The following is a 22,646-nucleotide window of genomic DNA, read 5'->3' as shown; positions in this document are numbered from 1 at the left end:
TCCCCGAAGGGCCGTTCTCAACTCGCGCGCTTCAACCCCATGATGCGCGCCCTCGCTCTTGGATCGCTGTCAAACAGGGCTGCCAACTGTTCGGTCATCGCCCCCGCCAATTGTTCGACATCCGTAATTGTCACGGCACGGTCATAATAGCGCGTCACATCGTGTCCGATCCCGATGGCCAGCAATTCCACGGCGCGTTTACGCTCGACCATGGCGATGACGTCACGCAGGTGCTTTTCCAGGTAATTGGCAGGATTCACCGACAGCGTGCTGTCATCAACGGGAGCCCCATCCGAGATGACCATCAGGATCTTGCGCGCCTCCGGCCGGCCCACCATGCGGCGGTGGGCCCACTCAAGCGCCTCACCGTCGATGTTTTCCTTCAGCAGGCCCTCTTTCATCATCAGCCCCAGATTGGACCGTGTCCGACGCCAGGGTGCATCGGCGGATTTGTAGATGATGTGGCGCAGATCGTTCAGGCGCCCCGGTTGGCTCGGGCGGCCATCGTTCAGCCACGCCTCGCGGGCCAGCCCCCCTTTCCAGGCGCGGGTGGTAAAGCCAAGGATCTCGACCTTCACGTTGCAGCGTTCCAGCGTGCGGGCCAGAACATCGGCGCAAATGGCAGCGATGGAAATCGGACGGCCCCGCATGGACCCGGAATTGTCCAGCAGCAAGGTCACAACCGTGTCACGAAACTCGGTATCCTTTTCAACCTTGAACGACAGCGGCGTCGTTGGATTGGCCACCACGCGGGCCAGGCGCCCGGCATCCAGCATGCCCTCTTCGCGGTCAAACTCCCATGACCGGTTCTGCTGTGCCTGCAACCGGCGCTGCAACTTGTTGGCCAGTCGCGACACGGCGCCTTTCAAGGGCTCCAACTGCTGATCCAGATAGGCGCGCAGCCGCTCCAGTTCGACCGGTTCGGCCAGATCCTCGGCGCCGATTTCCTCGTCATGGGCGTCCAGATAGACCTGATAGTCCGGATCTGCTTCGGACACAGGTTGCGGGGCAGGCGGTTCCAGCGGCGCCTCGCCTTCGGGCATTTCCGCCTCTTCACCCAATTCCTGATCGGCCATGTCATCCATGGACACCTGGGCCTCGGACGCATCCTGCGTCTCGTCCTGCGACGATTCCGGCGTGCCTTCGGCGTTTTCTTCGTCCTGATCGTCCTGTCCGGTGCTGTCGGGTTCCTGATCCTCTTCCTGGCCTTCCTCGGCTTCGTCTTCCATGTCTTCGTCCAGTTGGTCGGGGTCGTCGCCCAACTGATCGCCATAGCCGAGATCGGTAATCACCTGCCGGGCGAATTTTGCAAAGGCCGCCTGATCATCCAGAATATCATCCAGGTTTTCGAGTGTCCCACCCGCCTGATCTTCAATAAAGCCCCGCCATAACTCCATGGCGTTTTCAGCGCCAGATGGCAGATCACGCCCCGTTGCCAGATGCCGCACCAGGTACCCGGCGGCCGCCGCCAGCGGCACGTCCGAGGCTTGTTTGCACTGGTCATAGCCCTTGCGCATCGCCTCATTGGCGATCTTGGCGTCGATGTTGCCAGCCGTGCCAGGCATGTCCCGCGCACCCATCGCCTCGCAGCGGGCCGTTTCCATCGCTTCGTAAAGGTCCCGCGCCATCTCGCCCTGGGGAGAGTAGCGCGCATGGGTCTGCCCATTGTGATAGCGACGATGAAGGGCCAGCGCATCGGCGGTGCCACGGGCCAGCAATACCTCTTCGCGCGTCATACGTCGGGACACCTGCGGCAACCGCATAGAGTCGCCCGACACACCCGCCGGATCGACGGAGTAAGAGACGTTCAACTCAGGATCATTCGCCATGACCTTGGTGGCCTCAGCGAGGGCCTTTTTGAACGGGTCAGCAGGGTTGTCGTTTTGCTGTGCCATGGATGGACCTGTCATGCATTTTTCGCAGTCAAATTAGGGCCTTTGCAAAGAAGTTGCCAGCGCCGATACGTGGTCAGACCCGTGTATTGCTGAAACCGGGTGTTCAACGAATATTTCGTCACCCGCAAGTATCAGACGCTTTCATCGATTTGCGGGGGATGAAGGCGCTTTGAGGTAGGTTACTTCACTTCCGGAACGCTTTCCGTGCGCCGCGCCAGCTGTCGACAGGAAGAAAACAGCCTTTGGCTAGCCTTCAAATCGTAATGACCGTCGTTCTTGAATTCGTGAACATACGTCTCATACTTGCTGCGGTACTTAGCAATAAATGCTATCACCTCTGATTGAGACATGCCGCGCGCAACAGCAAGATTTATGAATGCGTTTGCTTGATTTTCCCAAGCCTGAATACGCCCCGGATCAATTTGCCGAATCCCGGCGCGATTTCGTTCATAGTCAAGGTTGGCATAGGAATAGGTGGCACACTTGGCTGCGTCTGATGCGCGCTTTGCCTCGACTTGCCCTGTTGAAAGACTTAGGGCGACGGCGATAGCTGCGGCGATGTTAACCAACTTCATTTGATTTGCCTTTGTTGCTACCAGTTTCCTATTTGGGAAAAGTGATCCGCCGTCAGAATCTAAGTTCTTGGAGGGAAAGCTGTTTTCTAACTTGGTCACACTTGCGCCTGGTAACCCGCAAATGCCGCTCGAACGTCGTGCTGTAGCTTCTGGCATTCCAGACGAGCTCGGTGAATTTGAGCCGACGTTTTTTCAGATGAGCATCAAAAGCTGCGGGAGTCATACCGTGTTCTGCCGCATATGATTTCAAAATGGTCATGCGCTCTTCATATTTCCGAACCATGTTCGGATCCAAAGCGTAATGGCCAGTCGTTTTGTCCATATAATCAAACTCGGCCGTCAGCAAAGCGCCACAATCCGCAACAGATTTACCCTGTTGTGCAATTAGCATATGCGGAAAAGCCAACGTAAGAAGGCATGTTATTAAACAGGAGCGAAGCATTGTCTGATCTCACAAATTACGAATTGTCTCCACTCTAACGGATAGTAGTGAGTCGACAACCAAATTTTGTAATTTCACAGCGTTGCGGATTGGTTTGAAAACGCTGGCTCACCCCAGGCTCACACTCGCCGCACTCTCGGGCAGTTCTTCGTCGAACAAGCGCTGATAGAACTCGGCCACCGTCTGCCGCTCCAACTCGTCACACTTATTCAGGAAGGACAGGCGGAAGGCATAGCCCACGTTGCGGAAAATCTCGGCATTTTGCGCCCAGGCAATCACCGTCCGCGGCGACATGACGGTCGACAGGTCACCGTTCATAAAGGCCGTGCGGGTCAGGTCCGCCACCGTTACCATCTGCTTGACGGTTTTGCGACCCTCGGCCGTGTTGTAATGCGGGTTCTTCGCCAGCACGATCGCTGTCTCGGCATCAATCGACAGATAGTTTAGCGTCGCCACGAGGCTCCACCGGTCCATCTGGCCCTGGTTGATCTGCTGCGTCCCGTGATACAGCCCCGTCGTGTCGCCCAGACCAACCGTGTTGGCCGTCGCAAAGATGCGGAAATAGGGGTGCGGGTTGATGACCTGGTTCTGGTCCAGCAGCGTCAGCTTGCCGTCGACCTCAAGCACACGCTGGATCACGAACATCACGTCGGCGCGGCCGGCATCGTATTCGTCGAAGACGATTGCGGTCGGGTTACGCAAGGCCCAGGGTAGGATACCCTCTTGGAAATCAGTGACTTGCTTGCCGTCCTTCAACTTGATCGCGTCCTTGCCGATCAGGTCGATCCGCGAGATGTGGCTGTCAAGGTTCACACGCACCGCAGGCCAATTCAGGCGTGACGCGACCTGTTCGATGTGGGTCGACTTGCCCGTCCCGTGGTAGCCCTGGATCATCACACGGCGGTTGTGGGAGAACCCCGCCAAAATCGCCAGCGTCGTGTCGGGGTCGAATTTGTAGGTGCTGTCCAACTCGGGCACGCGGTCGGACCGATCAGCAAAGCCTTTGACCACCATGTCCGTGTCGATGCCGAACACTTCGCGGACCGAGATGTCCTCGGTTGGTTTTGCATTGATGTCCATCGCGCCGTCCGCCATCTCGAATTGTCCTTCAGCATGTAAAAACGCGCCCCGAATGGGCGCGCTGATCGTGGTGCAACATATAGCGGGAAAGGGCAAGGGGAAGGGGGCGGCGTTTCAGGAATCTCACGCCGCTTTTCGCCTCACTTGAAGTTGCGGCTGTCCTTGATCTGGTCCCAGGCCCAGACGACCTCTTGCAGCTGCTCTTCCTGGCTGCGATCGCCGCCATTCATGTCGGGGTGCAGCACCTTGATCAGCTTTTTGTAGGCCTTGCGCACATCGGCCTTGGTGTCGTCCGCCTTGGCCTCCAGGATCTCGATGGCGCGTTTTTCGGTCGGGGGCAGGCGGCGTGATGCGGCCGATCCTCCGCGACCGGGGTTCTGGGTCGCGTTCTTGCCCAACACCTGGTGCGGGTCCTCGATGCCCAGCCGGGCCCAGGCGCGCGCTTCGGGGTCGCCCAGCGGCTTGGTCTGGCGTTCCCACACCTTGTCCTTGGATTGCTGTGCGTTGATCTCCGCCTCTGTCGTGCCGTCAAAGAAGTTCCATTTGAGATTGTATTCGCGCACGTGCTGCTGACAGAACCAGAAAAAGTCATCCAGTACGTCGGGGGCCTTTGGCGCACGGAACTTGCCCGGTTCGTTGCAACCCTCGTGATCGCAAATGCGCGTCGACGTCTCGGACGCGCCCGACATGCCCCGGCGCCCACGTGGATTCTTCTTCTTCGCAGAAGACACGGACATATCGAAACCGAAGGGATCAGGCTTGGGCATGGAAGGGGTCCTTTCCGACTCAGGCCGCTAAGTTTACGGTCTGGTCACGGAGATTGAAGGGGGTGGCAGAAAAAAATGTCAGGCGAGATGACGGTTCGGCAGGAAATCGAAGATGCATTGCGGGCGGCCTTTGCGCCGCGCGAGATTGTTGTAGTGGATGACAGTGCCAGCCATGCGGGTCACGCAGGCGCGCCCGCATCCGGTCAGAGCCACTTCAATGTCATGCTGCGAAGCGCTGAATTCAAAGGGAAAAACCGTGTTGCGCGACATCGCGCAGTGCATGCTGCGCTTGGGCCGGAATTGATCGGGCGCATTCACGCCCTTGCGCTGGATCTTGACGTCTAGCGCCGGTTAACCAGCGTCATCCGTCCCTTTGCGTTGGCTCGCCAGGTTCTTGAGCGATGTGGTCATTCCGGACACCGGGCTGGTTTCTTCAACCCCGTTGTCGGTGGCCATATGTGTGGCTCCTTCTCCGGGAATGAATTCTGCGTCCATGCCGGTGCTCTGCGGCGCGTCCTCCATGTCCTGAACCTCGTCGGCAGGCGCATCATCCGCTGCTGCGACATCCTCGGGTGCGGGCAGCAATTCGGGTTCAAAGTCGTCAACCGGGGCCTGCACCGTGCGGCGAAAGACCAAAAGGTTGCGCCACTCGGTTGTGCTGCCTGTCAGGCCGGTCCGTTCCACCGAAGGCAGGGTTTCGGCGCGCTGAAATTCCCAGCCGTCTCCGGCCATGTCATTCATCAGTGTTTCCAGCGCAAAGGCAAAACGCGCCTCGGCGCCTCTGATCCCTTTGCCTTTCTGCCCTTTGGTGGGGGCAGGTACGACCTTGTATTCCCAACCCGACATGGCGCGTCCCCTCGTCTTGTTTCGGGCGGATATATCTGCACCCGGCACCAAGGGGAAGAGCATGGTCCTACCGGCGTCTGATACCGATGCTTGCGTGCACTGCGTCCGGTTTGGGCAGCGATGCATGTGCCTGCGCCACCGCTGTCACACGGGCCAGCACATCTGCCGGCATGGCCGCAACCCGTGGCCCGGACTGATCAACATGCAAAGTCATCGTCTCGCCCGTGGCGGCCAACCACCCATCGACGTGACGAATCTCTTGAAAGGAATGCAGCCGCTTTTCATCGTGATCCACCAGATGGTAGGTCACGATGACAGGGTCATTGACATGCAATTCGCGCACATAGCGCACGTGGAATTCTGCCGCGTAGGTCGTGTTGCCGGTGCGCGCCTGATAGTCGGGGCCAAAGCCAAAGTGGTCGAACATCTGGTCGGCCCCCAGATCAAACAGAACACCGTAATACGCCATGTTGAGGTGGCCGTTGAAGTCGATCCACTCGGGCTTGACCGCCATGACGGTTGATTGAAACGGCGCTTGCATCGTGTTCCTCCTGCCTCTCGGATTGCATGACCGGGCAGGGCTGTTAAAGCTGAATTCGACAAGAACCGGAACACCCATGACCGACACAGTTCGCGCCCAATACGAGGCGTTTCCTTATCCCGAGCGGAAACCGACGGATGAGCGCAAGCGGTTGATCACCGGTTCGCCATCCCTGCCGGTCGAGATGGACCATTGGCTTTGGGGCGGTGCGCGCGATTGGTCACAACCGCTAAGGGCGTTGGTTGCGGGTGGTGGCACAGGTGACGCGCTGATCCAGCTGGCGCAGAAGTTGGCCGACGCGGAACGGCCATTTGATATCACATACCTGGATCTGTCACAGGCGTCGCGCCGGATTGCCGAAAAGCGGGCAGAGGTGCGCAGTCTTCGCAATATCACCTTTGTGACAGGTTCTTTGCTGGATGCGGCGAACTATGGACCATTTGACTACATCGATTGCTGCGGTGTGCTGCACCATCTGCCCGAACCGCAGGCCGGTTTTGATGCTTTGGCAGGCGCGCTTGCGCCAGACGGCGGTATCGGCCTCATGGTTTACGCGCCGCATGGCCGGGCAGGGGTCTACCCTCTGCAAGACGCCTTCAATACGGTTTTGAAAGATCTGACGCCGGAAAAGCAACTCAAGCGGGCCAAGCGAATCTTTGACCGGTTGCCGGAGGCGCACCCGTTCAAGCGCAACATGCGATTGGTGGATCACAGGAACGGGGATGCGGGATTTTACGACCTGCTTTTGCACAGTCAGGATCGTCCCTTTACCATCACCGACCTGGTGCATGCGCTGAACGCTGCGGGGCTGGACTATGCCGGATCACCCGAACCGATGCTCTATGATCCAACCCCCTTGGTGGATGACATTCCGGACATGGACGTCTGCGCGCTGATGCAACTGGCCGAAGACCTGCGCGGCACGTTCAAGACACACGTCGCATATGCGCGACCCAAAGGGAGGGTCATGTCGCCCCCACTGGGCGAGCCGGACGCCGTCCCGCATTTCCGCGACATCGATGCGGGCGCGTTGGCAGGCCATGTTGCCAACGGGCAAGGCATCACAGTTGACACCGCCGGAGAGACGTTTTCCTTCGACATCCCTGCCGATGCGGCCACTCTGATCAAACGGGTGGATGGCCGGCGCGCGCTGGCGGAAATTGCCCCATCACAAAGCGATCGTGCGGTCTGGTCGCAGGTCGAGGCTGCGCTCTGCGGCGCGGGCATGATGCATTATTCACGGCTGATGTAGGGCGGGCAGAACGCCTTCGCGCAACCTCAGCCCTGCAGCTTCTTCGCCACGATGTCATTGACGGCCTTCGGATTGGCTTTGCCGCCGGTCGCCTTCATCACCTGACCCACAAACCAGCCTGCAAGCTTCGGATTCTCCTTGGCCTTCTCGACTTGCGCGGGGTTCGCCGCAATGACCTCGTCCACCGCCGCTTCGATGGCCCCTGTGTCCGTCACCTGTTTCATGCCACGTGCGTCGACAACCTCTGCCGGATCTCCACCTTCGGTATAGATGATTTCGAACAGGTCCTTCCCGATCTTGCCCGAGATGTCGCCCTTGCCGATCAGGTCGATGATGCCACCCAATTGTGCAGGCGACACCGGGCTTTGGGTGATGTCCTTGTCGTCATCGCGCTTGAGACGGCCAAACAATTCGTTGATGGTCCAGTTCGCCGCCTGCTTGCCGTCGCGGCCTTCGGCTACAGCCTCGAAGTAGGCGGCGGTATCCACGTCCGCCGTCAATACGGACGCGTCATAGTCGGTCAGGCCAAAGTCATTGATAAAGCGCGTTTTCTTGGCGTCCGGCAGTTCGGGCAAAGATGCCGCGATGTCGTCAACCCAGGCTTGTTCGATGTCCAGTGGCAGCAGATCGGGATCGGGGAAGTACCGGTAATCATGCGCTTCTTCCTTGGACCGCATGGACCGGGTTTCCTGCTTGTCCGGGTCATAAAGCCGGGTTTCCTGATCGACTGTCCCGCCACCCTCGACAATGGCGATCTGGCGCCGCGCTTCGACGTCGATTGCTTGCTGTATAAAGCGCATGGAATTCATGTTCTTGATCTCGCACCGTGTCCCCAGATGCGAAAAGTCCTGTGTTTCCTGATACTTCTCATAGTCACCAGGCCGACAGATCGACACGTTCACATCCGCACGCAGGTTGCCGTTCTGCATGTTGCCGTCGCAGGTGCCCAAGTACCGCATGATCTGGCGCAGCTTCACGATATAGGCGGCGGCCTCTTCCGGCCCGCGAATGTCGGGGCGGCTGACGATCTCCATCAGGCACACGCCCGTGCGGTTCAGGTCCACAAAGGACATGTTCGGGTCCATGTCATGGATCGACTTGCCCGCGTCCTGTTCCATATGGATGCGCTCGATGCGCACCATGCGTGCGGTGCCGTCCCCCAGTTCCACCAGCACTTCGCCTTCGCCCACGATAGGATGATAAAGCTGGCTGATCTGATAGCCTTGCGGCAAGTCCGGGTAAAAATAGTTCTTGCGGTCGAAGGCTGAATGCAGATTGATCTCGGCCTTCAGACCCAGCCCAGTGCGCACCGCCTGTTCCACGCAGTACTCGTTGATGACAGGCAGCATGCCGGGCATGGCTGCGTCCACAAAGGCGACGTTCGAATTCGGTTCGGCGCCAAACTGGGTCGATGCACCTGAAAACAGCTTTGCGTTGGATGACACCTGTGCATGCACTTCCATCCCGATCACCAATTCCCAGTCGTGCTTGGCGCCGGAAATCACTTTGGGTTTGGGCAGGTCATAGGTCAGGTCAAGCATGGTGTCACCGATCAGGATCAAGGGGCTTCGGGCGGTGTAATGCGGTGCTGCACGGCTCGCAAGAGGGCGCGACGATCCGGCGTCTTTGCCATCGGCTTGCCGCATGCAAACTGGGCGCATGAAGATCGACGAAATTTCAGTGCCGGATGGCACGCTTATCGCACCCTATGCACAGAAGGACGGGCACTATGTTGACTGTTTTGAAACTCCGGTCACGACACCGGTAACCCTGCCGGTCTACATTCGCGCGTTCTATACGCAGCCGTTGTTCCGGGCGGAACGTGTGGTCCTGCGGCTTGTGGCGGGACAACCATCGACCGATGCAGATGTGCAGGCGCTGGCCGACGGCGGGTCTTCTGACTTGGCCGTCTGGCAGGTCGAGGCGCGGCGCGACGCTGAAATCCTCATGGTGGATCGATCCGGCCGGACGTTGTCATGGTTGATGGTGACACCTTCGGCGTTGCGGTTCGGGTCCGTGGTGGTGCCGGTGCGCACCAAATCCGGCAAGCTGACGCTTGGCCCCGTGTTTCAAAGCTTGTTGTCGGCGCACAAGATTTACGCGCGCGCCCTTTTGTCAGGCGCCGCTCGCCGGGCCTAGCCGGACAAAAGCTCTGGCCCGTCCTCGGCAAAGACAACCGTCTTGCCAGCGGCCAATTCCCGGCGGAACAGCTGCTTGAGATAGCGCAATGCATCGGCATGACCCGAGGCTGCGAACTTGTCCGCGCAGCGGACGCGCAACCCGTTGTCAAAGCCGCGCGCGGCATGGGCCCACAGCATCGGGTGCAATTCGGTCAGGTATTCGCGCACGATCTCGTCCGCGGCTGCGGCGATCTGGGTGCGTATGTAATCTGTTTCATCGTCTCCCGTTGGCGCGCCGCCCATCGTGTTGGCACAATAGGCCACGATCAGGTTGACGGTGTGCTGATCCGAGGCGCGTTTGACGATGTCGGCCAAACCATCAAGGAAAAAATCGAGGTCAAGCCGCGCGCAGGCCGCTGCATCCTGGGCGATCGCATCGAACATGACCCATGCGTAAGCACCAGTGCCCCACAGATCAAAGGTACGGCCCGCGGCCCGGCGGGCCTCCAGTTCCAGCCGTTCGTAGGACCCGTGCCAGCGCGGCAGCAGATGTGTGCCCATGGCACGAAAGGCCTGTGGGTTGCGCGGATCAAGTTCGATCCATGTTTCATAGCGCGACACCACTTCGCGCGGCGACCCGCCGCGCCCGGTGATCAGGGCGCAATGGGCTGCGGCCATCAACGGACAATCAAGGGCCTTGGCGTCAAACGGCATCAGGATGTCGGCGGCACGATCGAAATGGGCGGCAAAGGCCTCGCGGTTGTGCTCGGGCACTTCCACGTCCCAACCGGTACCACGCCAGGCCCAGCCCAGGTCCATGTGGGTCTGGGCAACAATGGTGGCGATGACAGGATTGTCGGCATGTTCGGCCAGAACACGCTCCAACGCCTCGATCCCCGCCAAAAGGGGGGCCTTGGGGTCCGGGCGGCCGGAAATCAGCGCGTGTTCGGCGGCGCTGACCACATCAGCACGCGCCCCGAATGCCAGAAGTTCGGCCACAGGCGTGCCGCCAAGGGTTTTCTGGCGGGCCGTGCTGGTCCGGTTGATCTCGGCGCTGAGGCGTGTCCAGTCATCTAGGCGCGCGAGCTTCAGACCGCGCGCCTGATGGGTGTCGCGGGCGCGCTCCTCGGAGGTTGGATCGGGACAGGGGATCGACAGATCCCCGAACCGTATACGCGTGTCCGGTGTCGTCGCTGGGATCGGGGTGGTGGATGCAGGTACGCCGGCCTGCAGAACGCCGTCTTGGGCCATTGAAAATTGCGGCCCCGCGAACTTGTCGCGAAGGTGCGCCAACGGCGCCATCAGGCGTTCTGCAAATGCCATAGTTACTCATCCACTACTTTTTACAGGTACCAAACTGCCGATCAATTGGGACACAAAAGGGGCAAAGCAGGGACAAGTTCACGTTGAGTGTGGGATGATTTTTCGGAAATTCCTGCATAGGTTATGACAATGCGCGGCATGCGTGCGCATTGTCGCCGACGGGTTGGCAAGGACACGATCACCAGGCCAATCACAGGTGGACAGGATGCAGGCGTGCTTTGCATACTGCGCGCCATGCTTACGCGTTGCCTTGTCCTTGTCACTGTCCTTTGGGCCGCAACCGCGCTTTCGTCCGGCGCACAGGAGGCCGGCCCCTATGACGGGCTCCGCCCACCGGCCCGCAGTGGGGATATTCCGCGCACAAGGTGGACCCATCAACCGGATCATATGCTGTGGAACCGGGCGGCGCTTTCAGCGCTCAAGTCGCATGGGCGTCCACTGGTTGATCTGGTGCCCGCTGACATCGCAAACTGGTGCCCGCGCTACCCCGATGCAGATGCGGCAGACAGGCGTGCATTCTGGCTGGGTTTCCTGTCGGCATTGGCCAAGTTCGAAAGTACCTACAAGCCGCGCGCCGTGGGCGGCGGCGGCAAGTGGTATGGGCTGTTGCAGATCCTGCCTGCGACGGCCCGCGGATACGGCTGCAACGTGGGCTCGGGCGAGGCGTTGAAAAACGGCGCGGCCAATCTGAGTTGTGCGGTGCGTATCATGGCTGTGACGGTGCCCCGTGACGGGGTGATTTATGGGCGCGGCGGGAAAGGTGTCGCGGCTGACTGGGGGCCGATGCGGTCATCCTCCAAACGGGCCGACATGGCCGGGTGGCTCAAGCGGCAGCGCTATTGTGCGCCTCTCGACACGCTGCGGCCCATGTCGCGGCCCGCGTCCTTCGTGTCTTCTGACTGAGACGCGCGCGCCGCGGGCGCGCACACCATGTTTTGCATCTGCGTCCCGCAGCTGCGCCAGTGCGAGGCGCCGCCTCGCGCTCCGTCGTATTTTCAGTCGGAAGAAACATGGTTCAGCGCAGCCGTGATCCGGTTCCAGATTTGCGGATAGGTTTGCAGCAGCAGGTGCCCGTGACCGTCGATGAACGTGATCTTTGCATCGGGCAGGCGGTCCACGAACCGCCGGGTGGGTCGCGGCGGAAACACCGGGTCGGCCGCACCATGGTAATAGGTGACCCGTGCCCCGGCCAGCGCCTCGGGATCGGGATTGGTCCAACGCTGCAGATCCCGAGTGTGCCGGCGATAGAGACCGTCTTCGGGCAGTGCGATCCGGTCATCATTGGCGGCGACAAGTGCATCGGCGGCCGCCGCCGTCTCCGTGCTTGCCTCGACATCTGTGCCGAAGGCGAGGCGACGGTAGTATTCCAACCAGACCGTCCGCCGGTTGAGACTGCCGGTGCGCAGGGCCGCGCCTACGGTGCCCACTGCACCCCGGACGCCCGCCAGAAGGGGTTGCGGGGCAGGCAGGGCCGTGGCGATCCCCGTGACGGTTACCGTGACATCGGGATGCTGTCTGCGCACCGCCTTGGCCGCCTCAAGCGCGATGACCGCCCCGGTGGAATGGCCGATCAGGTCGATCCGTTCCATATCATGTGTTCCGACCAGGTCCGCGATACGCTGGGCCGCCCGGTCGATCACGATGCTTTCATCGGACGGGTGGCCATCAAACCCAGGCAGCCGGAAATAGGCGATGGCCCTGTCGGCGCGTTCCAGGCCCTGCATCGGCTGCAGTACGCCGATCGAGGTCATGACGCCGGGAATGCCCACAACCACCCTGTCGGCGCGGTCCATTGCGACAAGGTCGAACAGAAGCGGATCGGACGGATGATCCACCCGAGGGATCGGTGCGCATGCGGCCAGCCACGCGCAGAGTAGGGCCAGTCCGGGCCCCCTCATCCCAGCAACGAAAAGTGGTGCCGCCGCACGGTGATCCCGCGTTCGGTCAACGCGACCTCCAGCATGTCGGCGGATGGTGTCGCCTCGAGCGGAACACGCACCTTTCGGCCCGAGATAAGAACTGCGCTGGCGCGCACCGAGAAATCGAGGCGGGTGTCGAGGCGGATATGGTCGATCTTCGTCCACGCAATCTCTCCTGTTCGGCGCCCGGCGAACCAGGACAGACCTTCTGCGCCCAATGTCAGCCCCGATACGCGTCCAGACACCAGATCATAGAGGGCAGGGGCCGTGCAAAGCGCGATCAGTGCCATCAGCAACAGGGACGCGTCCAAAAACGCAATCGCTGCCAGGATCGCGCCCCATACCGCGATCAACGCCATAAGCGTGCGTCGGTTTCGTCCCGTTGTCTGATAGCGGTAGGGCGTCATCGGCCGCCGGTCACATCCAATGTCGATCCGGTCACATAGCTGGCTTGATCCGAGGCCAGCCACAGGATCGCGCTGGCCACTTCCTCGGCCGAGCCTTCGCGGCGCATGGGCACCATGTGCGCAAGCTTCTGCGCGCGGCCCGGCTCTCCGCCCTTGGCGTGCAGGTCCGTGTCGATCAGGCCGGGGCGAACCGACATCACGCGAATGCCGTCTGGGGCCACCTCGTCCGACAGGCCCTTGGTGAACGTGTCGATGGCTGCCTTGGACGCGGCATAGTCGATATACTGGTTGCCCGATCCCAGCCGCGCGGCCGCAGACGAGACATTGATGACCGCTCCGCCGTCGCCCTGGGCCTGCATCCGGATGACGGCCTCTTTCGCCACCAGAATCGCGCCGATCACATTAACGTTCATCATGCGGGTCAGGCGCGCGTGATCGATCCCGGTCAGTTTGGCACTTTGGTCCACGATGCCTGCGTTGTTGATCAATACGTCGATGCGACCAAAGCTGTCATCGGCAGACTGGAATATAGCGGCGATGTCATCCGGGTTCGCCACATCGCCCTGGACCGTGAGGGCCCGTGCCCCCTGTGCTTCGACCGCGGCTTTGGTGGCGTCTGCGCCTGCGGCATCGCTGCGATATGCGAGCACGAAATCATAGGTGCCCGCTGCAAGGCGGGCACATGCGGCGCCAATGCCGGCGGATGCGCCAGTGATCAGGCAAACAGGGCGTGATGGCATTTTGGTGTCCTTTCAGTTCAGGGGCGTGTCCGACACGAATGACGTGCCGGGGCTGTAGATGTGAAATCCGTCCAGATCTCCCTTGCCGACACGTGCGCCCGCCATGCGGACCGTGGCATAGGCCAGCGTAAGGTGGAATTGCGCGTTGGGTAGAGCATAGAGCAGGGCATAGTCGCGCCCCGACTGGGTCAATTCCGCCTCTCCGGCGGTGTGAACGATCTGGCGTGTGTCGGCCCCGTCCAATGCGGTCCGATCCAGTTGATCCAGCAAAAACCGCATGTCTTGGGCCAGCGCGAGAATGGCACCGGGGTCGGTGTCCATCGGCATGTCTGGCGCCTTGTCGCCTCGCAGCGGCATGACCGTGCGTGCGACATACCCCAGGGCCACGCAGAAATGCTCGGCGGCGGTAAAGCCGTCCGGCGCCAGCCGCGCGTCGAGCTGCGCGGGATCGTCAAGGCAGGACAGCAGGCGCTGGACCGCATCGGTCAGGCGTTTCAGCGGTGGGATCGTGGCGTCGTACAGGTCCATGTGCGGTCCGTCTTGGAGGGCAGGACCGGGGGCCAGCCCCCGGACCCCCGTCGTATTTTTGGTCGAAAGAAGATCAGGCTTCCCTGATGCGGGTGATCATTTCGGTTGTGTCGCGGCTGAGGTTCGGGGTCGCCGCGATCCGTTCCAGTTCCTTGCTGATCATTGATTGGCGGATGGCATCATAGCGCCGCCAGGTCTGGAAAGCGGAACACATGCGCGCCGTGGTCTGCGGGTTCACTGGATCAAGCCGGATCAACCAGTCTGCCAGCAGGGTGTACCCCGATCCATCCTTGGCGTGAAAACCGGCGTGATGCCCGGCGAACGTGCCCAAGGTGGCGCGAAACCGATTTGGGTTCTTCCAGGTGAAATCCGCGTGTTTGGTCAGGGCCCTGGCTGTGTCTGCGGCATCATCCGGCGCGGCCTCCATCACCTGCAACCCGAACCATTTGTCCATGACCAACCGGTCGTGTTGCCATTGCGCTTCGAATTGGGCCAGGGCCGCGTCCCCACGGCCTGCACGGATCAACAGCCCGAGGGCGGCCAATTGCTGCGTCATGTTTGACGCGCCATCGAACTGCGTTTGCGCGGCATCGCCACCGTCCAGACGGGTCAGGAGAGATAGGACCGCGTTGCCCAGGGCCCGTGTGCCCGACTGTGCTGCGTCCGGGGTATAGGGCGCGTCGATTTGATGGGCCGCGTAGAGCGCGGGCAAGTCACTGGCCACACGCTCGGACAGGGCCTGACGGTGCGTTTCTCCGGCCGCCCAGATCGCATCCGGATCGGGCGTTTCGCCCATACCATGCAGTTCTGCGGCCAGTTGCGACTGACTGGGCAGGGCCAGGCAATAGGCGCGGTAGGCCGGATCAAGCCCTGCGTCCGTCAATACGGCCGCCACCCCGTCCAGCCACGCCGCATCTGGTTGGGTCTGACGCGTCACCGTGGCCAAGAGCGAGGCTTTGCCGAGGTTGCGCGCGGCCTCCCAGCGGTTGAACGGGTCCGTGTCATGGGCCAACAGAAATGCGTTGTCGGGCGTATGTTCCAGCACAACCGGCGCGGAAAATCCACGCAGGATCGACGGCACCGGCTTGGCGCTCAGTCCCGGAAAACTGAAGCTCTGGCTGTCTTCCGTCAGTTCCAGCACTTGTGTCGGCAGCACTTCGTCGCCGTTCGGGCCCAGCAATCCGACGGCAATCGGGATCACTTGCGCCTGCGGATCGCGGGTTGCGGCAGACGGCGGGGTGTGTTGGGAAAACGACAGGGTATAGGTGCCGTCCTCAAAGCTGTCCGACACATTAACATGCGGTGTTCCGGCTTGCGAATACCAGCGTTTGAACTGGGTCAGGTCACGGCCTGTTGCCTCTTCGAACACCGCCAGCCAATCCTCGATCGTGGCCGCGTCGCCATCATGGCGGTCAAAGTAGAGGTCGAGCGCGCGCTTGTACCCGGCATCGCCCACCAGCGTCTTGAGCATGCGAATGACTTCCGCGCCTTTTTCGTAGACAGTTGCGGTGTAGAAGTTATTGATTTCCTGAAAGCTTTCGGGCCGCACCGGATGCGCCAGCGGCCCCTGATCCTCCGGGAACTGCCGTGCGCGCAGGTCAATCACGTCACTGATCCGCTTGACCGGTTCAGACCGCATGTCGGCGGTGAACTGACTGTCCCGAAACACGGTCAGCCCTTCCTTCAGACACAGCTGGAACCAGTCGCGGCAGGTGATCCGGTTGCCCGTCCAGTTGTGGAAATACTCGTGCGCGATGATCGCCTCAATCCGCTCGAAATTGCCATCGGTCGCCGTCTCGGGCGACGCCAGAACGGCAGAGGCGTTAAAGATGTTCAGCCCCTTGTTCTCCATCGCGCCCATGTTGAAGTCATCGACGGCGACGATGTTGAAGACATCCAGATCATAGGCCCGGCCATAGACATCCTCGTCCCATTTCATGCTGTCCTTCAGGGCCTGCATACCGAAGGCGCATTTCCCTTCATCGCCGGGCCGGACATAAAGGGCCAGATCCACCTTGCGCCCCTCCATGGTCGTAAAGCTTTCGCGGTGGGCCATCAATTCGCCGGCCACCAACGCAAACAGGTAGGCGGGCTTAGGCCATGGATCGTGCCATTCCGCCCATCCATCACCCGACGACACGGGATTGCCGTTCGACAACAGGACCGGGTGCGGGCCGTTGATGCGGACGGTGAACACGCTCATCACATCCGGCCGGTCGGGATAGTAGGTGATCTTGCGAAAGCCTTCGGCCTCGCATTGCGTGCAATACATCCCGTTCGACAGGTATAACCCCTCTAGCGCGGTATTGGCGGCGGGATCGATCTGTACCTCTGCTTCCCATGTGAAGGGCATGTTGGGTACCTCGCAGGTCAGCCCCTCATCCGTCAGCACAGGCTTGACCGTTTCGCCATCGACCTTGGCCGAGATCAGGGTCAGGTCCTCGCCGTGCAGGAAAAAGGTCTTGTCGGTCGCCTCGGGGTTTGGTGCGAACTTGATACGTGACGTCACCCGCGTGGCCGACGGCGCAAGGTCAAAGGTCAGGTGCACCTCTTCGACTGTAAAGCCGAATGGCGTATAGTCCTTGAGGTAGATGGTCTGGGGGCTCGCGTCGCGCATGGGGCACTCTCGATCAGGGCGTTTCCGGCAACCGTAGGTCCGGCACCGGGTGACTTCAATGGTGCGCGTGCCCTGCGGCGGAGGCAGGCCGGTTGTCACGGGCGGTACGGTCGTGCGACACCCGCCGCAATGCAAGGCGAAGGGAGCCATGTCATGCACGAGGTCAAGGGCGGATGCCTGTGCGGCGCGGTCCGCCTTGTCGCGGCGGGCCGGCCTGACCGGGTGGGCCTGTGTCATTGCCTTGACTGCCGCAAACACCACGGCGCTGTGTTCTTTGCGGCCGCGGTCTTTCCCGAGCACGCGGTGAAGGTTCGGGGCCGCACCGCTGAATACCGGGACCGTCACTTCTGTCCCCGGTGCGGAAGTTCGGTCTTTGCGCGCAGCCCCGGTGAAATCGAGGTGCATCTCGGCGCGCTTGATGACCCGAACCAATTCACCCCTGATTATGAACTCTGGACAGTGCGACGCGAGGACTGGCTGCCCGACGTCAGCGGGACAGCCTGTTTTTCCGGGGACCGGTCTGCAGACTGATCTTGCTGCAGATATTGCGGACTGCATCGGTTGGCGCCTGTGTTCTGCACGCTAGATGCGCATCCATGACAACACTTGTGTGGTTCAAACGTGATTTGCGGGTGGCGGACCACCCGGCCTTGGCGCGGGCCGCGGCCATCGGGGATGTGCTGCCGCTTTATGTGTTCGAGCCTGCGTATTGGGCTGAACCCGATGTCTCGGGGCGGCAATTTGAATTTGTGCGCGAAAGCGTGACCGTCCTGGCCGAGTACCTTGCTGCCCTTGGGGTCCCGCTGGTGGTTCGTGTCGGGCGGGTTGTGGATATCCTCGATAGTCTGAGGGCAAGGGTGCCTTTTGACCGGATCGTCAGCCATGAAGAAACCGGAAGCGGGTGGACCTATGCCCGCGACCGCGATGTGGCCGCCTGGTGCCGCGCCCAAGGCGTGCTGTGGGAAGAGCTGGCCCAATCCGGGGTCGTGCGGCGCCTGAACGGTCGCGATGGGTGGGCCAAACAGCGCAACGCCTTCATGCGCGAACCGCAGGCAGCGACACCAGTTGCGTTGACCGGACCCGCGTTGCCGTCGGATGGTGTGCCATGCCTGACCGCGCCCGATCATTGTCCCGCGCGGCAGGTCGGGGGCCGCCGGATGGCAATGTCGCTGCTTGGGTCGTTTTTGGTCGAGCGTGGACAGACCTATCGCAAAGACATGTCGTCGCCTGTCACGGGCGCGTGGTCGTGCTCGCGTTTGTCGCCCTACCTTGCCTTTGGCTGTCTGTCGGGTCGCGAAGCGTCGCAGGCTGCGGCCATGCGCCAGCGCGAGGTCAAGGGCACGCGCGCAGGCTGGGGTGGGTCGCTCAAGTCGTTCCAGGCGCGTTTGGCGTGGCGCGACCACTTCATGCAGAAGCTTGAGGACGAACCCGCGCTGGAGCATCGCTGTTTGCATTCGGCCTACGAAGATATGCGTCCCAAAGTGCCGGATGCAGAGCGTTTGGCCGCCTGGGAAACGGGCGAAACCGGGATCCCGTTCGTCGATGCCTGCATGCGCTATCTGGCTGCGACCGGGTGGATGAACTTTCGAATGCGGTCAATGCTTATGGCGGTTGCCTCGTATCACCTGTGGCTGGATTGGCGGGTGACAGGGCTGCATCTGGCGCGGCGTTTCACGGATTTTGAACCGGGCATTCACTGGCCCCAAAGCCAGATGCAATCGGGCACAACCGGGATGAACACCGTCCGCATCTATAATCCCGTCAAACAGGGCAAGGATCAGGATCCCACGGGTGTGTTCACACGCCAGTGGTGCCCAGAACTGGCGTCTGTGCCGGACCGGTTCTTGCAGGAACCGTGGCTATGGGAGGGCGCGGGCACGGTTCTGGGCAAGACCTATCCCGCACCGGTCGTCGACGTGCTGGACGCGGCCCGACGGGCGCGCGAACAGGTCTGGGCCGTGCGGCGGGGCGGGGCGTTTCGCGCCGAGGCAAAAGAAGTGATCCACAAGCACGCGAGCCGCAAGGACAGCCAGGGGCATTTTGTGAATGACAGGGCCGCCAAACCGAAGCGCAAGGGGCCTGCATCGCCCGCTCGGGACAACCGTCAGATGGGGTTCGAGTTCTGATGGGCCGCATGCGGAAAAAGGCGGACCTGCCCGAGAAGACTTGTCCTGTGTGTGCCCGCCCATTCACCTGGCGCAAAAAGTGGGAAAACGTCTGGAACGAGGTGAAATACTGCTCGGACCGATGCCGAAGAGCGGCCCGGCCGCGTACCTGTCCCCGCGGGGACAGCGGGGGCTGAAACCGGCCAAGACGTGCGGGACCGAACTGGTTTGGTGGATCGGCCAGGTCAGTCGCATCGCATTGCGCCCCGCGCGCCCGCCGACTATGCTCACAACTCTTAAGCCGTAGGTCTGGTCGCGTGCAGCACACTGTCCCGAAACGTCGAAATCCGCATGACATGGCGCAAGAGGCGCTGGCGTCGGGCTGGTACAGTGTCGACACGGTTCCGTGGAAGGGCGAGGGCGCATTCCTGGTACTTACCCTGTCCGGGCTGATCCGGCTGGCCAAGAACCGCCGCACGTACCGCAAGGTCCGACAAGCCGATGGGTACGGCCCCATGCGCCAGACCGTGAATGCTGTCGAGACCGGGAATTACCTTGGCGCGATTGCCTGGCGGTGGCCTGATCCACCTGCCGATACAGACGACGTCTGAACCGCCGGCACTCTCAGATATTGTAAAATATGATCGCCGCTTTCTTGGGCTGGTGACAGCACCGCTTTGCGGAGTTTCTGTGCATCTGCACTGCTTTGGTAAAATTATTTGACCAATGATGTTTACGATAGGAAACTTTTTCTCTAAGCCTGTCGCCGACTCGCATCTCAGGCCGAAAGGGACCCGCCAATGACAACCTATGTGGACCGCAGCGATCTGAAGGTCGCAGACAGTCTGGCCGACTTCATCGAAGCCCGCGCCTTGCCGGGCACGGGTGTCGCTTCGGCCGATTTCTGGGCTGGCTTTTCGGCGCTGGTCCATGATTTGGGCCCCAAGAACCGGGCCCTTCTGGCCAAGCGCGAGGACATTCAGGCCAAGATTGACGCCTGGCATGTCGCACACCGCACCAATGCGCATGATCCTGCGGCCTACCGCGCCTTTTTGGAAGACATAGGATATCTTGTGCCGGAGGGGCCGGATTTCGAGATCGAGACCGCAAATGTGGACCCGGAAATCGCCGCCACGCCGGGTGCGCAGTTGGTGGTTCCGATCATGAATGCCCGCTTTGCGTTGAACGCGGCCAATGCGCGCTGGGGCAACCTCTATGATGCGCTGTACGGAACAGATGCGCTGGGCGACCTGCCTCGGGCCGGTGGTTACGACGCGGCCCGCGGTGCACGTGTGATTGCCTGGGCCAAGGCGTTCCTTGACGCGGCCCTGCCGCTGAACGGGAAGGCATGGACGGACGTCACGACCCTGTCGGTGACCGATGGCGTACTGGACCTGGGCGGGCCGTCCCTTGCGGACCCCGATCAGTTTCTTGGCCACGGCGGCAATGAAGAGGCACAGACCTTCTTGTTCCGCAACAATCACCTCGCGATCGAGATCGTTGTGGACCGCAACGACGTGATCGGTGCATCGGACCCCGCCGGGATGTCTGCCGTGAACCTGGAATCGGCCCTGTCCACGATCATGGATTGCGAAGACAGCGTTGCGGCTGTGGATGCCGAAGACAAGGTGCTGGCCTACGGCAACTGGCTGGGCCTGATGAAGGGCGACCTCGAAGAGAGCTTTGACAAGGGTGGCAAGGTGATGACGCGCCGCATGGCCCCTGACCGCACCTATACCGCGCCTGACGGGACGCCGTTGACGCTGAAGGGGCGGAGCCTGATGCTGGTTCGGAATGTCGGCCACCTGATGACCAACCCGGCCATCCATGACCGTGACGGCCATGAGGTCGGTGAAGGGCTGATGGACGCCATGATCACCACGCTGATCGCCATGCACGATCTGCAAAAGACGGACGGATTGCGCAATTCGGTGTGCGGATCCGTTTATGTCGTGAAGCCGAAGATGCACGGGCCTGCGGAAGTGGCGTTTGCCGACGAGATTTTCAGCCGCGTTGAGAAAGTCCTGGGCCTGTCCGCAAATACGGTGAAGCTGGGCATCATGGATGAGGAGCGGCGCACGTCTGCCAACCTCAAGGAATGTATCCGGGCCGCCAAGGCGCGGGTGGCCTTCATCAACACCGGGTTCCTGGACCGGACCGGAGACGAAATTCATACCTCGATGGAAGCCGGACCGATGATCCCCAAGGGCGAGATGAAGGGCGCGGCCTGGATCGCGGCCTATGAGGATCGCAATGTGGATATCGGCCTGGCCTGCGGTCTGAAGGGCCGTGCGCAGATCGGCAAGGGGATGTGGGCCATGCCCGACCGTATGGCCGAGATGCTGGAGGCCAAGATCGGTCATCCGCAGTCGGGTGCCACCTGTGCCTGGGTGCCATCGCCCACGGCCGCAACCTTGCACGCCACGCATTACCACAAGGTCGATGTGATGGAACGGCAGGAGGAATTGCGCGCGGGCGGTGCGCGGGGAACGCTTGAAGACTTGCTGACCATTCCCGTGGCGGTCGGCCGCAACTTCTCGTCCGAGGAGATTGCCCGCGAGATGGAAAACAACGCCCAAGGTATCCTTGGGTATGTGGTGCGTTGGGTGGACGCGGGTGTGGGCTGTTCCAAGGTGCCCGACATCAACGATGTCGGCCTGATGGAGGATCGCGCGACCTGCCGGATCTCTGCCCAGGCGATGGCGAACTGGTTGCACCACGGCGTGGTGAGCGCGGATCAGGTGATGGCAGCCATGAAGAAGATGGCGGAAGTGGTGGATCGTCAGAATGCAGGCGACGCAACATATACACCGATGGCGCCCGGATTTGATGGCGTGGCGTTCCAGGCCGCGTGCGAACTGGTGCTGAAGGGCCGTGTGCAGCCCTCGGGCTATACCGAGCCGGTCTTGCATGCGCGCCGTTTGGACGTCAAAGCGGCCTGAATACCGGGTTGAGAGACCTGGGGGCTGTCTGCCCCCAGACCCCCGATCGTATTTTCAGTCGGAAGAAACATGGGCGACAGGCCCGTTCGAGGAGATAGAGACGTGGCGATTTCGTTGCGCAAGGCGCGGACCATCATTCGCAAGGCGTTGGAGCAGGGGCGGCAGATGGAATTGAAGCCCCTGACGGTGGTGGTGCTGGACGCCGGTGGGCATGTGCAGGCTTGCGAGCGCGAAGACGGCGCCGCGCCGGGTCGGTTCGCGATCGCGCAGGGCAAGGCCTATGGTGCCGTGATGCTGGGCATTGCCGGAACGGCGCAGATGGCGCGGGCGGAACAGCAAGCCTATTTCATGGCGGCAGTGAACGGGGTCTATGGTGGGCAGGTTGTCCCGGTGCCCGGCGGTGTGCTGGTGCGCGACAGGAAGGGTGCCGTCATCGGGGCCGTGGGCGTCACCGGCGACACGTCAGACAACGACGCCGCCGCAGCGGTGGCCGGCATCGAAGCGGCCGCGCTGACGGCTGAAATTTAGGCAACGGCCCACCTGCGGC

General features: G+C 61.5%; 24 protein-coding genes. 10 read left to right on the top strand and 14 right to left on the bottom strand.

Features of this window, described 5'->3' with window-relative positions:
- Nucleotides 1-17: 17 nt before the first annotated feature.
- From cobT to Q0844_RS04880, 5 genes are all read right to left on the bottom strand, one after another.
- The gene (cobT, locus tag Q0844_RS04900; protein WP_299042709.1) at nucleotides 18-1,895 is read right to left on the bottom strand and encodes a cobaltochelatase subunit CobT; all 1,878 of its coding nucleotides are present in this window, start codon (nucleotides 1,893-1,895) and stop codon (nucleotides 18-20) included.
- A gap of 179 nt (nucleotides 1,896-2,074) precedes the next feature.
- A complete protein-coding gene (locus tag Q0844_RS04895) occupies nucleotides 2,075-2,569 on the bottom strand; it encodes a hypothetical protein (RefSeq protein ID WP_299042707.1) in 495 nt (164 codons plus the stop codon).
- Nucleotides 2,523-2,861: a hypothetical protein gene (locus Q0844_RS04890; RefSeq protein WP_299042705.1), complete on the bottom strand. Its 339-nt coding sequence runs from the start codon at nucleotides 2,859-2,861 to the stop codon at nucleotides 2,523-2,525. Before Q0844_RS04890 ends, Q0844_RS04895 begins: the two co-directional genes overlap by 47 nt.
- A 159-nt stretch (nucleotides 2,862-3,020) precedes the next feature.
- On the bottom strand, nucleotides 3,021-4,007 hold the full coding sequence (cobS, locus tag Q0844_RS04885; RefSeq protein WP_299042703.1) for a cobaltochelatase subunit CobS: 987 nt from the start codon (nucleotides 4,005-4,007) through the stop codon (nucleotides 3,021-3,023).
- Nucleotides 4,008-4,132: 125 nt separating this feature from the next.
- Nucleotides 4,133-4,759, bottom strand: a complete 627-nt coding sequence (locus Q0844_RS04880) for a J domain-containing protein (RefSeq protein ID WP_299042701.1) — start codon at nucleotides 4,757-4,759, stop codon at nucleotides 4,133-4,135.
- Nucleotides 4,760-4,846: 87 nt separating this feature from the next.
- Between Q0844_RS04880 and Q0844_RS04875 the strand changes: the two genes are divergently transcribed.
- Nucleotides 4,847-5,104 carry a BolA family protein gene (locus Q0844_RS04875; protein WP_299045212.1) on the top strand — a complete coding sequence of 86 codons (258 nt, stop codon included), beginning with the start codon at nucleotides 4,847-4,849 and terminating at the stop codon, nucleotides 5,102-5,104.
- A gap of 6 nt (nucleotides 5,105-5,110) precedes the next feature.
- Here the strand turns inward: Q0844_RS04875 and Q0844_RS04870 are convergent, their stop codons facing one another.
- Together Q0844_RS04870 and Q0844_RS04865 are read right to left on the bottom strand one after the other, a co-directional pair.
- The gene (locus tag Q0844_RS04870) at nucleotides 5,111-5,605 is read right to left on the bottom strand and encodes a DUF4177 domain-containing protein (protein ID WP_299042699.1); all 495 of its coding nucleotides are present in this window, start codon (nucleotides 5,603-5,605) and stop codon (nucleotides 5,111-5,113) included.
- A gap of 67 nt (nucleotides 5,606-5,672) precedes the next feature.
- Nucleotides 5,673-6,146 (bottom strand): thioesterase family protein, encoded by a 474-nt coding sequence (locus tag Q0844_RS04865; protein WP_299042697.1) that lies wholly within the window; start codon nucleotides 6,144-6,146, stop codon nucleotides 5,673-5,675.
- 76 nt (nucleotides 6,147-6,222) lie between these two features.
- On the opposite strand from Q0844_RS04865, the gene Q0844_RS04860 reads away from it, so the two are divergent.
- Nucleotides 6,223-7,398 carry a class I SAM-dependent methyltransferase gene (locus tag Q0844_RS04860; protein WP_299042695.1) on the top strand — a complete coding sequence of 392 codons (1,176 nt, stop codon included), beginning with the start codon at nucleotides 6,223-6,225 and terminating at the stop codon, nucleotides 7,396-7,398.
- Between the two features lie 26 nt (nucleotides 7,399-7,424).
- On the opposite strand, the gene gatB is transcribed toward Q0844_RS04860, so the two are convergent.
- A complete protein-coding gene (gene gatB, locus Q0844_RS04855; RefSeq protein WP_299045211.1) occupies nucleotides 7,425-8,939 on the bottom strand; it encodes an Asp-tRNA(Asn)/Glu-tRNA(Gln) amidotransferase subunit GatB in 1,515 nt (504 codons plus the stop codon).
- Between the two features lie 118 nt (nucleotides 8,940-9,057).
- Between gatB and Q0844_RS04850 the strand changes: the two genes are divergently transcribed.
- Complete coding sequence (locus tag Q0844_RS04850) at nucleotides 9,058-9,537, top strand: hypothetical protein (protein ID WP_299042693.1); 480 nt, start codon at nucleotides 9,058-9,060, stop codon at nucleotides 9,535-9,537.
- Here the strand turns inward: Q0844_RS04850 and Q0844_RS04845 are convergent.
- Nucleotides 9,534-10,841 (bottom strand): hypothetical protein, encoded by a 1,308-nt coding sequence (locus Q0844_RS04845; protein ID WP_299042691.1) that lies wholly within the window; start codon nucleotides 10,839-10,841, stop codon nucleotides 9,534-9,536. The genes Q0844_RS04850 and Q0844_RS04845 overlap by 4 nt on opposite strands.
- A gap of 234 nt (nucleotides 10,842-11,075) precedes the next feature.
- Here Q0844_RS04845 and Q0844_RS04840 point away from each other — a divergent pair, with 234 nt between their 5' ends.
- Nucleotides 11,076-11,744 carry a transglycosylase SLT domain-containing protein gene (locus Q0844_RS04840; protein ID WP_299042689.1) on the top strand — a complete coding sequence of 223 codons (669 nt, stop codon included), beginning with the start codon at nucleotides 11,076-11,078 and terminating at the stop codon, nucleotides 11,742-11,744.
- Between the two features lie 92 nt (nucleotides 11,745-11,836).
- Here Q0844_RS04840 and Q0844_RS04835 read toward each other — a convergent pair whose 3' ends face one another.
- The 5 genes from Q0844_RS04835 to pepN form a co-directional block, all read right to left on the bottom strand.
- Nucleotides 11,837-12,676 carry an alpha/beta hydrolase gene (locus Q0844_RS04835; protein ID WP_299042687.1) on the bottom strand — a complete coding sequence of 280 codons (840 nt, stop codon included), beginning with the start codon at nucleotides 12,674-12,676 and terminating at the stop codon, nucleotides 11,837-11,839.
- 59 nt (nucleotides 12,677-12,735) lie between these two features.
- On the bottom strand, nucleotides 12,736-13,167 hold the full coding sequence (locus Q0844_RS04830; RefSeq protein WP_299042686.1) for a hypothetical protein: 432 nt from the start codon (nucleotides 13,165-13,167) through the stop codon (nucleotides 12,736-12,738).
- On the bottom strand, nucleotides 13,164-13,907 hold the full coding sequence (locus Q0844_RS04825) for an SDR family oxidoreductase (RefSeq protein WP_299042684.1): 744 nt from the start codon (nucleotides 13,905-13,907) through the stop codon (nucleotides 13,164-13,166). Before Q0844_RS04825 ends, Q0844_RS04830 begins: the two co-directional genes overlap by 4 nt.
- Nucleotides 13,908-13,919: 12 nt before the next feature.
- Nucleotides 13,920-14,435, bottom strand: a complete 516-nt coding sequence (locus tag Q0844_RS04820) for a DUF1993 family protein (protein ID WP_299042683.1) — start codon at nucleotides 14,433-14,435, stop codon at nucleotides 13,920-13,922.
- Between the two features lie 73 nt (nucleotides 14,436-14,508).
- Nucleotides 14,509-17,052: an aminopeptidase N gene (gene pepN, locus Q0844_RS04815; protein ID WP_299042681.1), complete on the bottom strand. Its 2,544-nt coding sequence runs from the start codon at nucleotides 17,050-17,052 to the stop codon at nucleotides 14,509-14,511.
- Nucleotides 17,053-17,205: 153 nt separating this feature from the next.
- Between pepN and Q0844_RS04810 the strand changes: the two genes are divergently transcribed.
- The 6 genes from Q0844_RS04810 (at nucleotide 17,206) to Q0844_RS04785 (ending at nucleotide 22,627) form a co-directional block, all read left to right on the top strand.
- The gene (locus tag Q0844_RS04810) at nucleotides 17,206-17,583 is read left to right on the top strand and encodes a GFA family protein (RefSeq protein ID WP_299042679.1); all 378 of its coding nucleotides are present in this window, start codon (nucleotides 17,206-17,208) and stop codon (nucleotides 17,581-17,583) included.
- A gap of 65 nt (nucleotides 17,584-17,648) precedes the next feature.
- A complete protein-coding gene (locus Q0844_RS04805) occupies nucleotides 17,649-19,178 on the top strand; it encodes an FAD-binding domain-containing protein (RefSeq protein ID WP_299042676.1) in 1,530 nt (509 codons plus the stop codon).
- Entirely contained in the window at nucleotides 19,178-19,354 is a 177-nt protein-coding gene (locus tag Q0844_RS04800; protein WP_299042674.1) for a DUF2256 domain-containing protein, read from the top strand. Before Q0844_RS04805 ends, Q0844_RS04800 begins: the two co-directional genes overlap by 1 nt.
- A 120-nt stretch (nucleotides 19,355-19,474) precedes the next feature.
- Complete coding sequence (locus tag Q0844_RS04795; protein WP_299042671.1) at nucleotides 19,475-19,768, top strand: hypothetical protein; 294 nt, start codon at nucleotides 19,475-19,477, stop codon at nucleotides 19,766-19,768.
- A gap of 189 nt (nucleotides 19,769-19,957) precedes the next feature.
- Nucleotides 19,958-22,099, top strand: a complete 2,142-nt coding sequence (locus Q0844_RS04790; RefSeq protein ID WP_299042669.1) for a malate synthase G — start codon at nucleotides 19,958-19,960, stop codon at nucleotides 22,097-22,099.
- Between the two features lie 102 nt (nucleotides 22,100-22,201).
- The gene (locus Q0844_RS04785; protein WP_299042666.1) at nucleotides 22,202-22,627 is read left to right on the top strand and encodes a heme-binding protein; all 426 of its coding nucleotides are present in this window, start codon (nucleotides 22,202-22,204) and stop codon (nucleotides 22,625-22,627) included.
- Nucleotides 22,628-22,646 lie beyond the last annotated feature (19 nt).

The sequence above is a fragment of the uncultured Tateyamaria sp. genome (assembly GCF_947503465.1).
Lineage (GTDB): Bacteria > Pseudomonadota > Alphaproteobacteria > Rhodobacterales > Rhodobacteraceae > Tateyamaria.
The sequence above is the reverse complement of the archived record's forward strand: the minus strand, read 5'-3'. Positions and strand labels throughout refer to the sequence as shown.

What these genes read in the sequence shown, in the direction of transcription:
- cobT (WP_299042709.1), bottom strand. Translation starts at nt 1,895, where the DNA reads ATGGCACAGCAAAACGACAACCCTGCTGACCCGTTCAAAAAGGCCCTC.
- Q0844_RS04890 (WP_299042705.1), bottom strand. Translation starts at nt 2,861, where the DNA reads ATGCTAATTGCACAACAGGGTAAATCTGTTGCGGATTGTGGCGCTTTG.
- cobS (WP_299042703.1), bottom strand. Translation starts at nt 4,007, where the DNA reads ATGGCGGACGGCGCGATGGACATCAATGCAAAACCAACCGAGGACATC.
- Q0844_RS04880 (WP_299042701.1), bottom strand. Translation starts at nt 4,759, where the DNA reads ATGCCCAAGCCTGATCCCTTCGGTTTCGATATGTCCGTGTCTTCTGCG.
- Q0844_RS04875 (WP_299045212.1), top strand. Translation starts at nt 4,847, where the DNA reads ATGACGGTTCGGCAGGAAATCGAAGATGCATTGCGGGCGGCCTTTGCG.
- Q0844_RS04870 (WP_299042699.1), bottom strand. Translation starts at nt 5,605, where the DNA reads ATGTCGGGTTGGGAATACAAGGTCGTACCTGCCCCCACCAAAGGGCAG.
- Q0844_RS04865 (WP_299042697.1), bottom strand. Translation starts at nt 6,146, where the DNA reads ATGCAAGCGCCGTTTCAATCAACCGTCATGGCGGTCAAGCCCGAGTGG.
- Q0844_RS04860 (WP_299042695.1), top strand. Translation starts at nt 6,223, where the DNA reads ATGACCGACACAGTTCGCGCCCAATACGAGGCGTTTCCTTATCCCGAG.
- gatB (WP_299045211.1), bottom strand. Translation starts at nt 8,939, where the DNA reads ATGCTTGACCTGACCTATGACCTGCCCAAACCCAAAGTGATTTCCGGC.
- Q0844_RS04850 (WP_299042693.1), top strand. Translation starts at nt 9,058, where the DNA reads ATGAAGATCGACGAAATTTCAGTGCCGGATGGCACGCTTATCGCACCC.
- Q0844_RS04845 (WP_299042691.1), bottom strand. Translation starts at nt 10,841, where the DNA reads ATGGCATTTGCAGAACGCCTGATGGCGCCGTTGGCGCACCTTCGCGAC.
- Q0844_RS04840 (WP_299042689.1), top strand. Translation starts at nt 11,076, where the DNA reads ATGCTTACGCGTTGCCTTGTCCTTGTCACTGTCCTTTGGGCCGCAACC.
- Q0844_RS04830 (WP_299042686.1), bottom strand. Translation starts at nt 13,167, where the DNA reads ATGACGCCCTACCGCTATCAGACAACGGGACGAAACCGACGCACGCTT.
- Q0844_RS04825 (WP_299042684.1), bottom strand. Translation starts at nt 13,907, where the DNA reads ATGCCATCACGCCCTGTTTGCCTGATCACTGGCGCATCCGCCGGCATT.
- Q0844_RS04820 (WP_299042683.1), bottom strand. Translation starts at nt 14,435, where the DNA reads ATGGACCTGTACGACGCCACGATCCCACCGCTGAAACGCCTGACCGAT.
- pepN (WP_299042681.1), bottom strand. Translation starts at nt 17,052, where the DNA reads ATGCGCGACGCGAGCCCCCAGACCATCTACCTCAAGGACTATACGCCA.
- Q0844_RS04810 (WP_299042679.1), top strand. Translation starts at nt 17,206, where the DNA reads ATGCACGAGGTCAAGGGCGGATGCCTGTGCGGCGCGGTCCGCCTTGTC.
- Q0844_RS04805 (WP_299042676.1), top strand. Translation starts at nt 17,649, where the DNA reads ATGACAACACTTGTGTGGTTCAAACGTGATTTGCGGGTGGCGGACCAC.
- Q0844_RS04800 (WP_299042674.1), top strand. Translation starts at nt 19,178, where the DNA reads ATGGGCCGCATGCGGAAAAAGGCGGACCTGCCCGAGAAGACTTGTCCT.
- Q0844_RS04790 (WP_299042669.1), top strand. Translation starts at nt 19,958, where the DNA reads ATGACAACCTATGTGGACCGCAGCGATCTGAAGGTCGCAGACAGTCTG.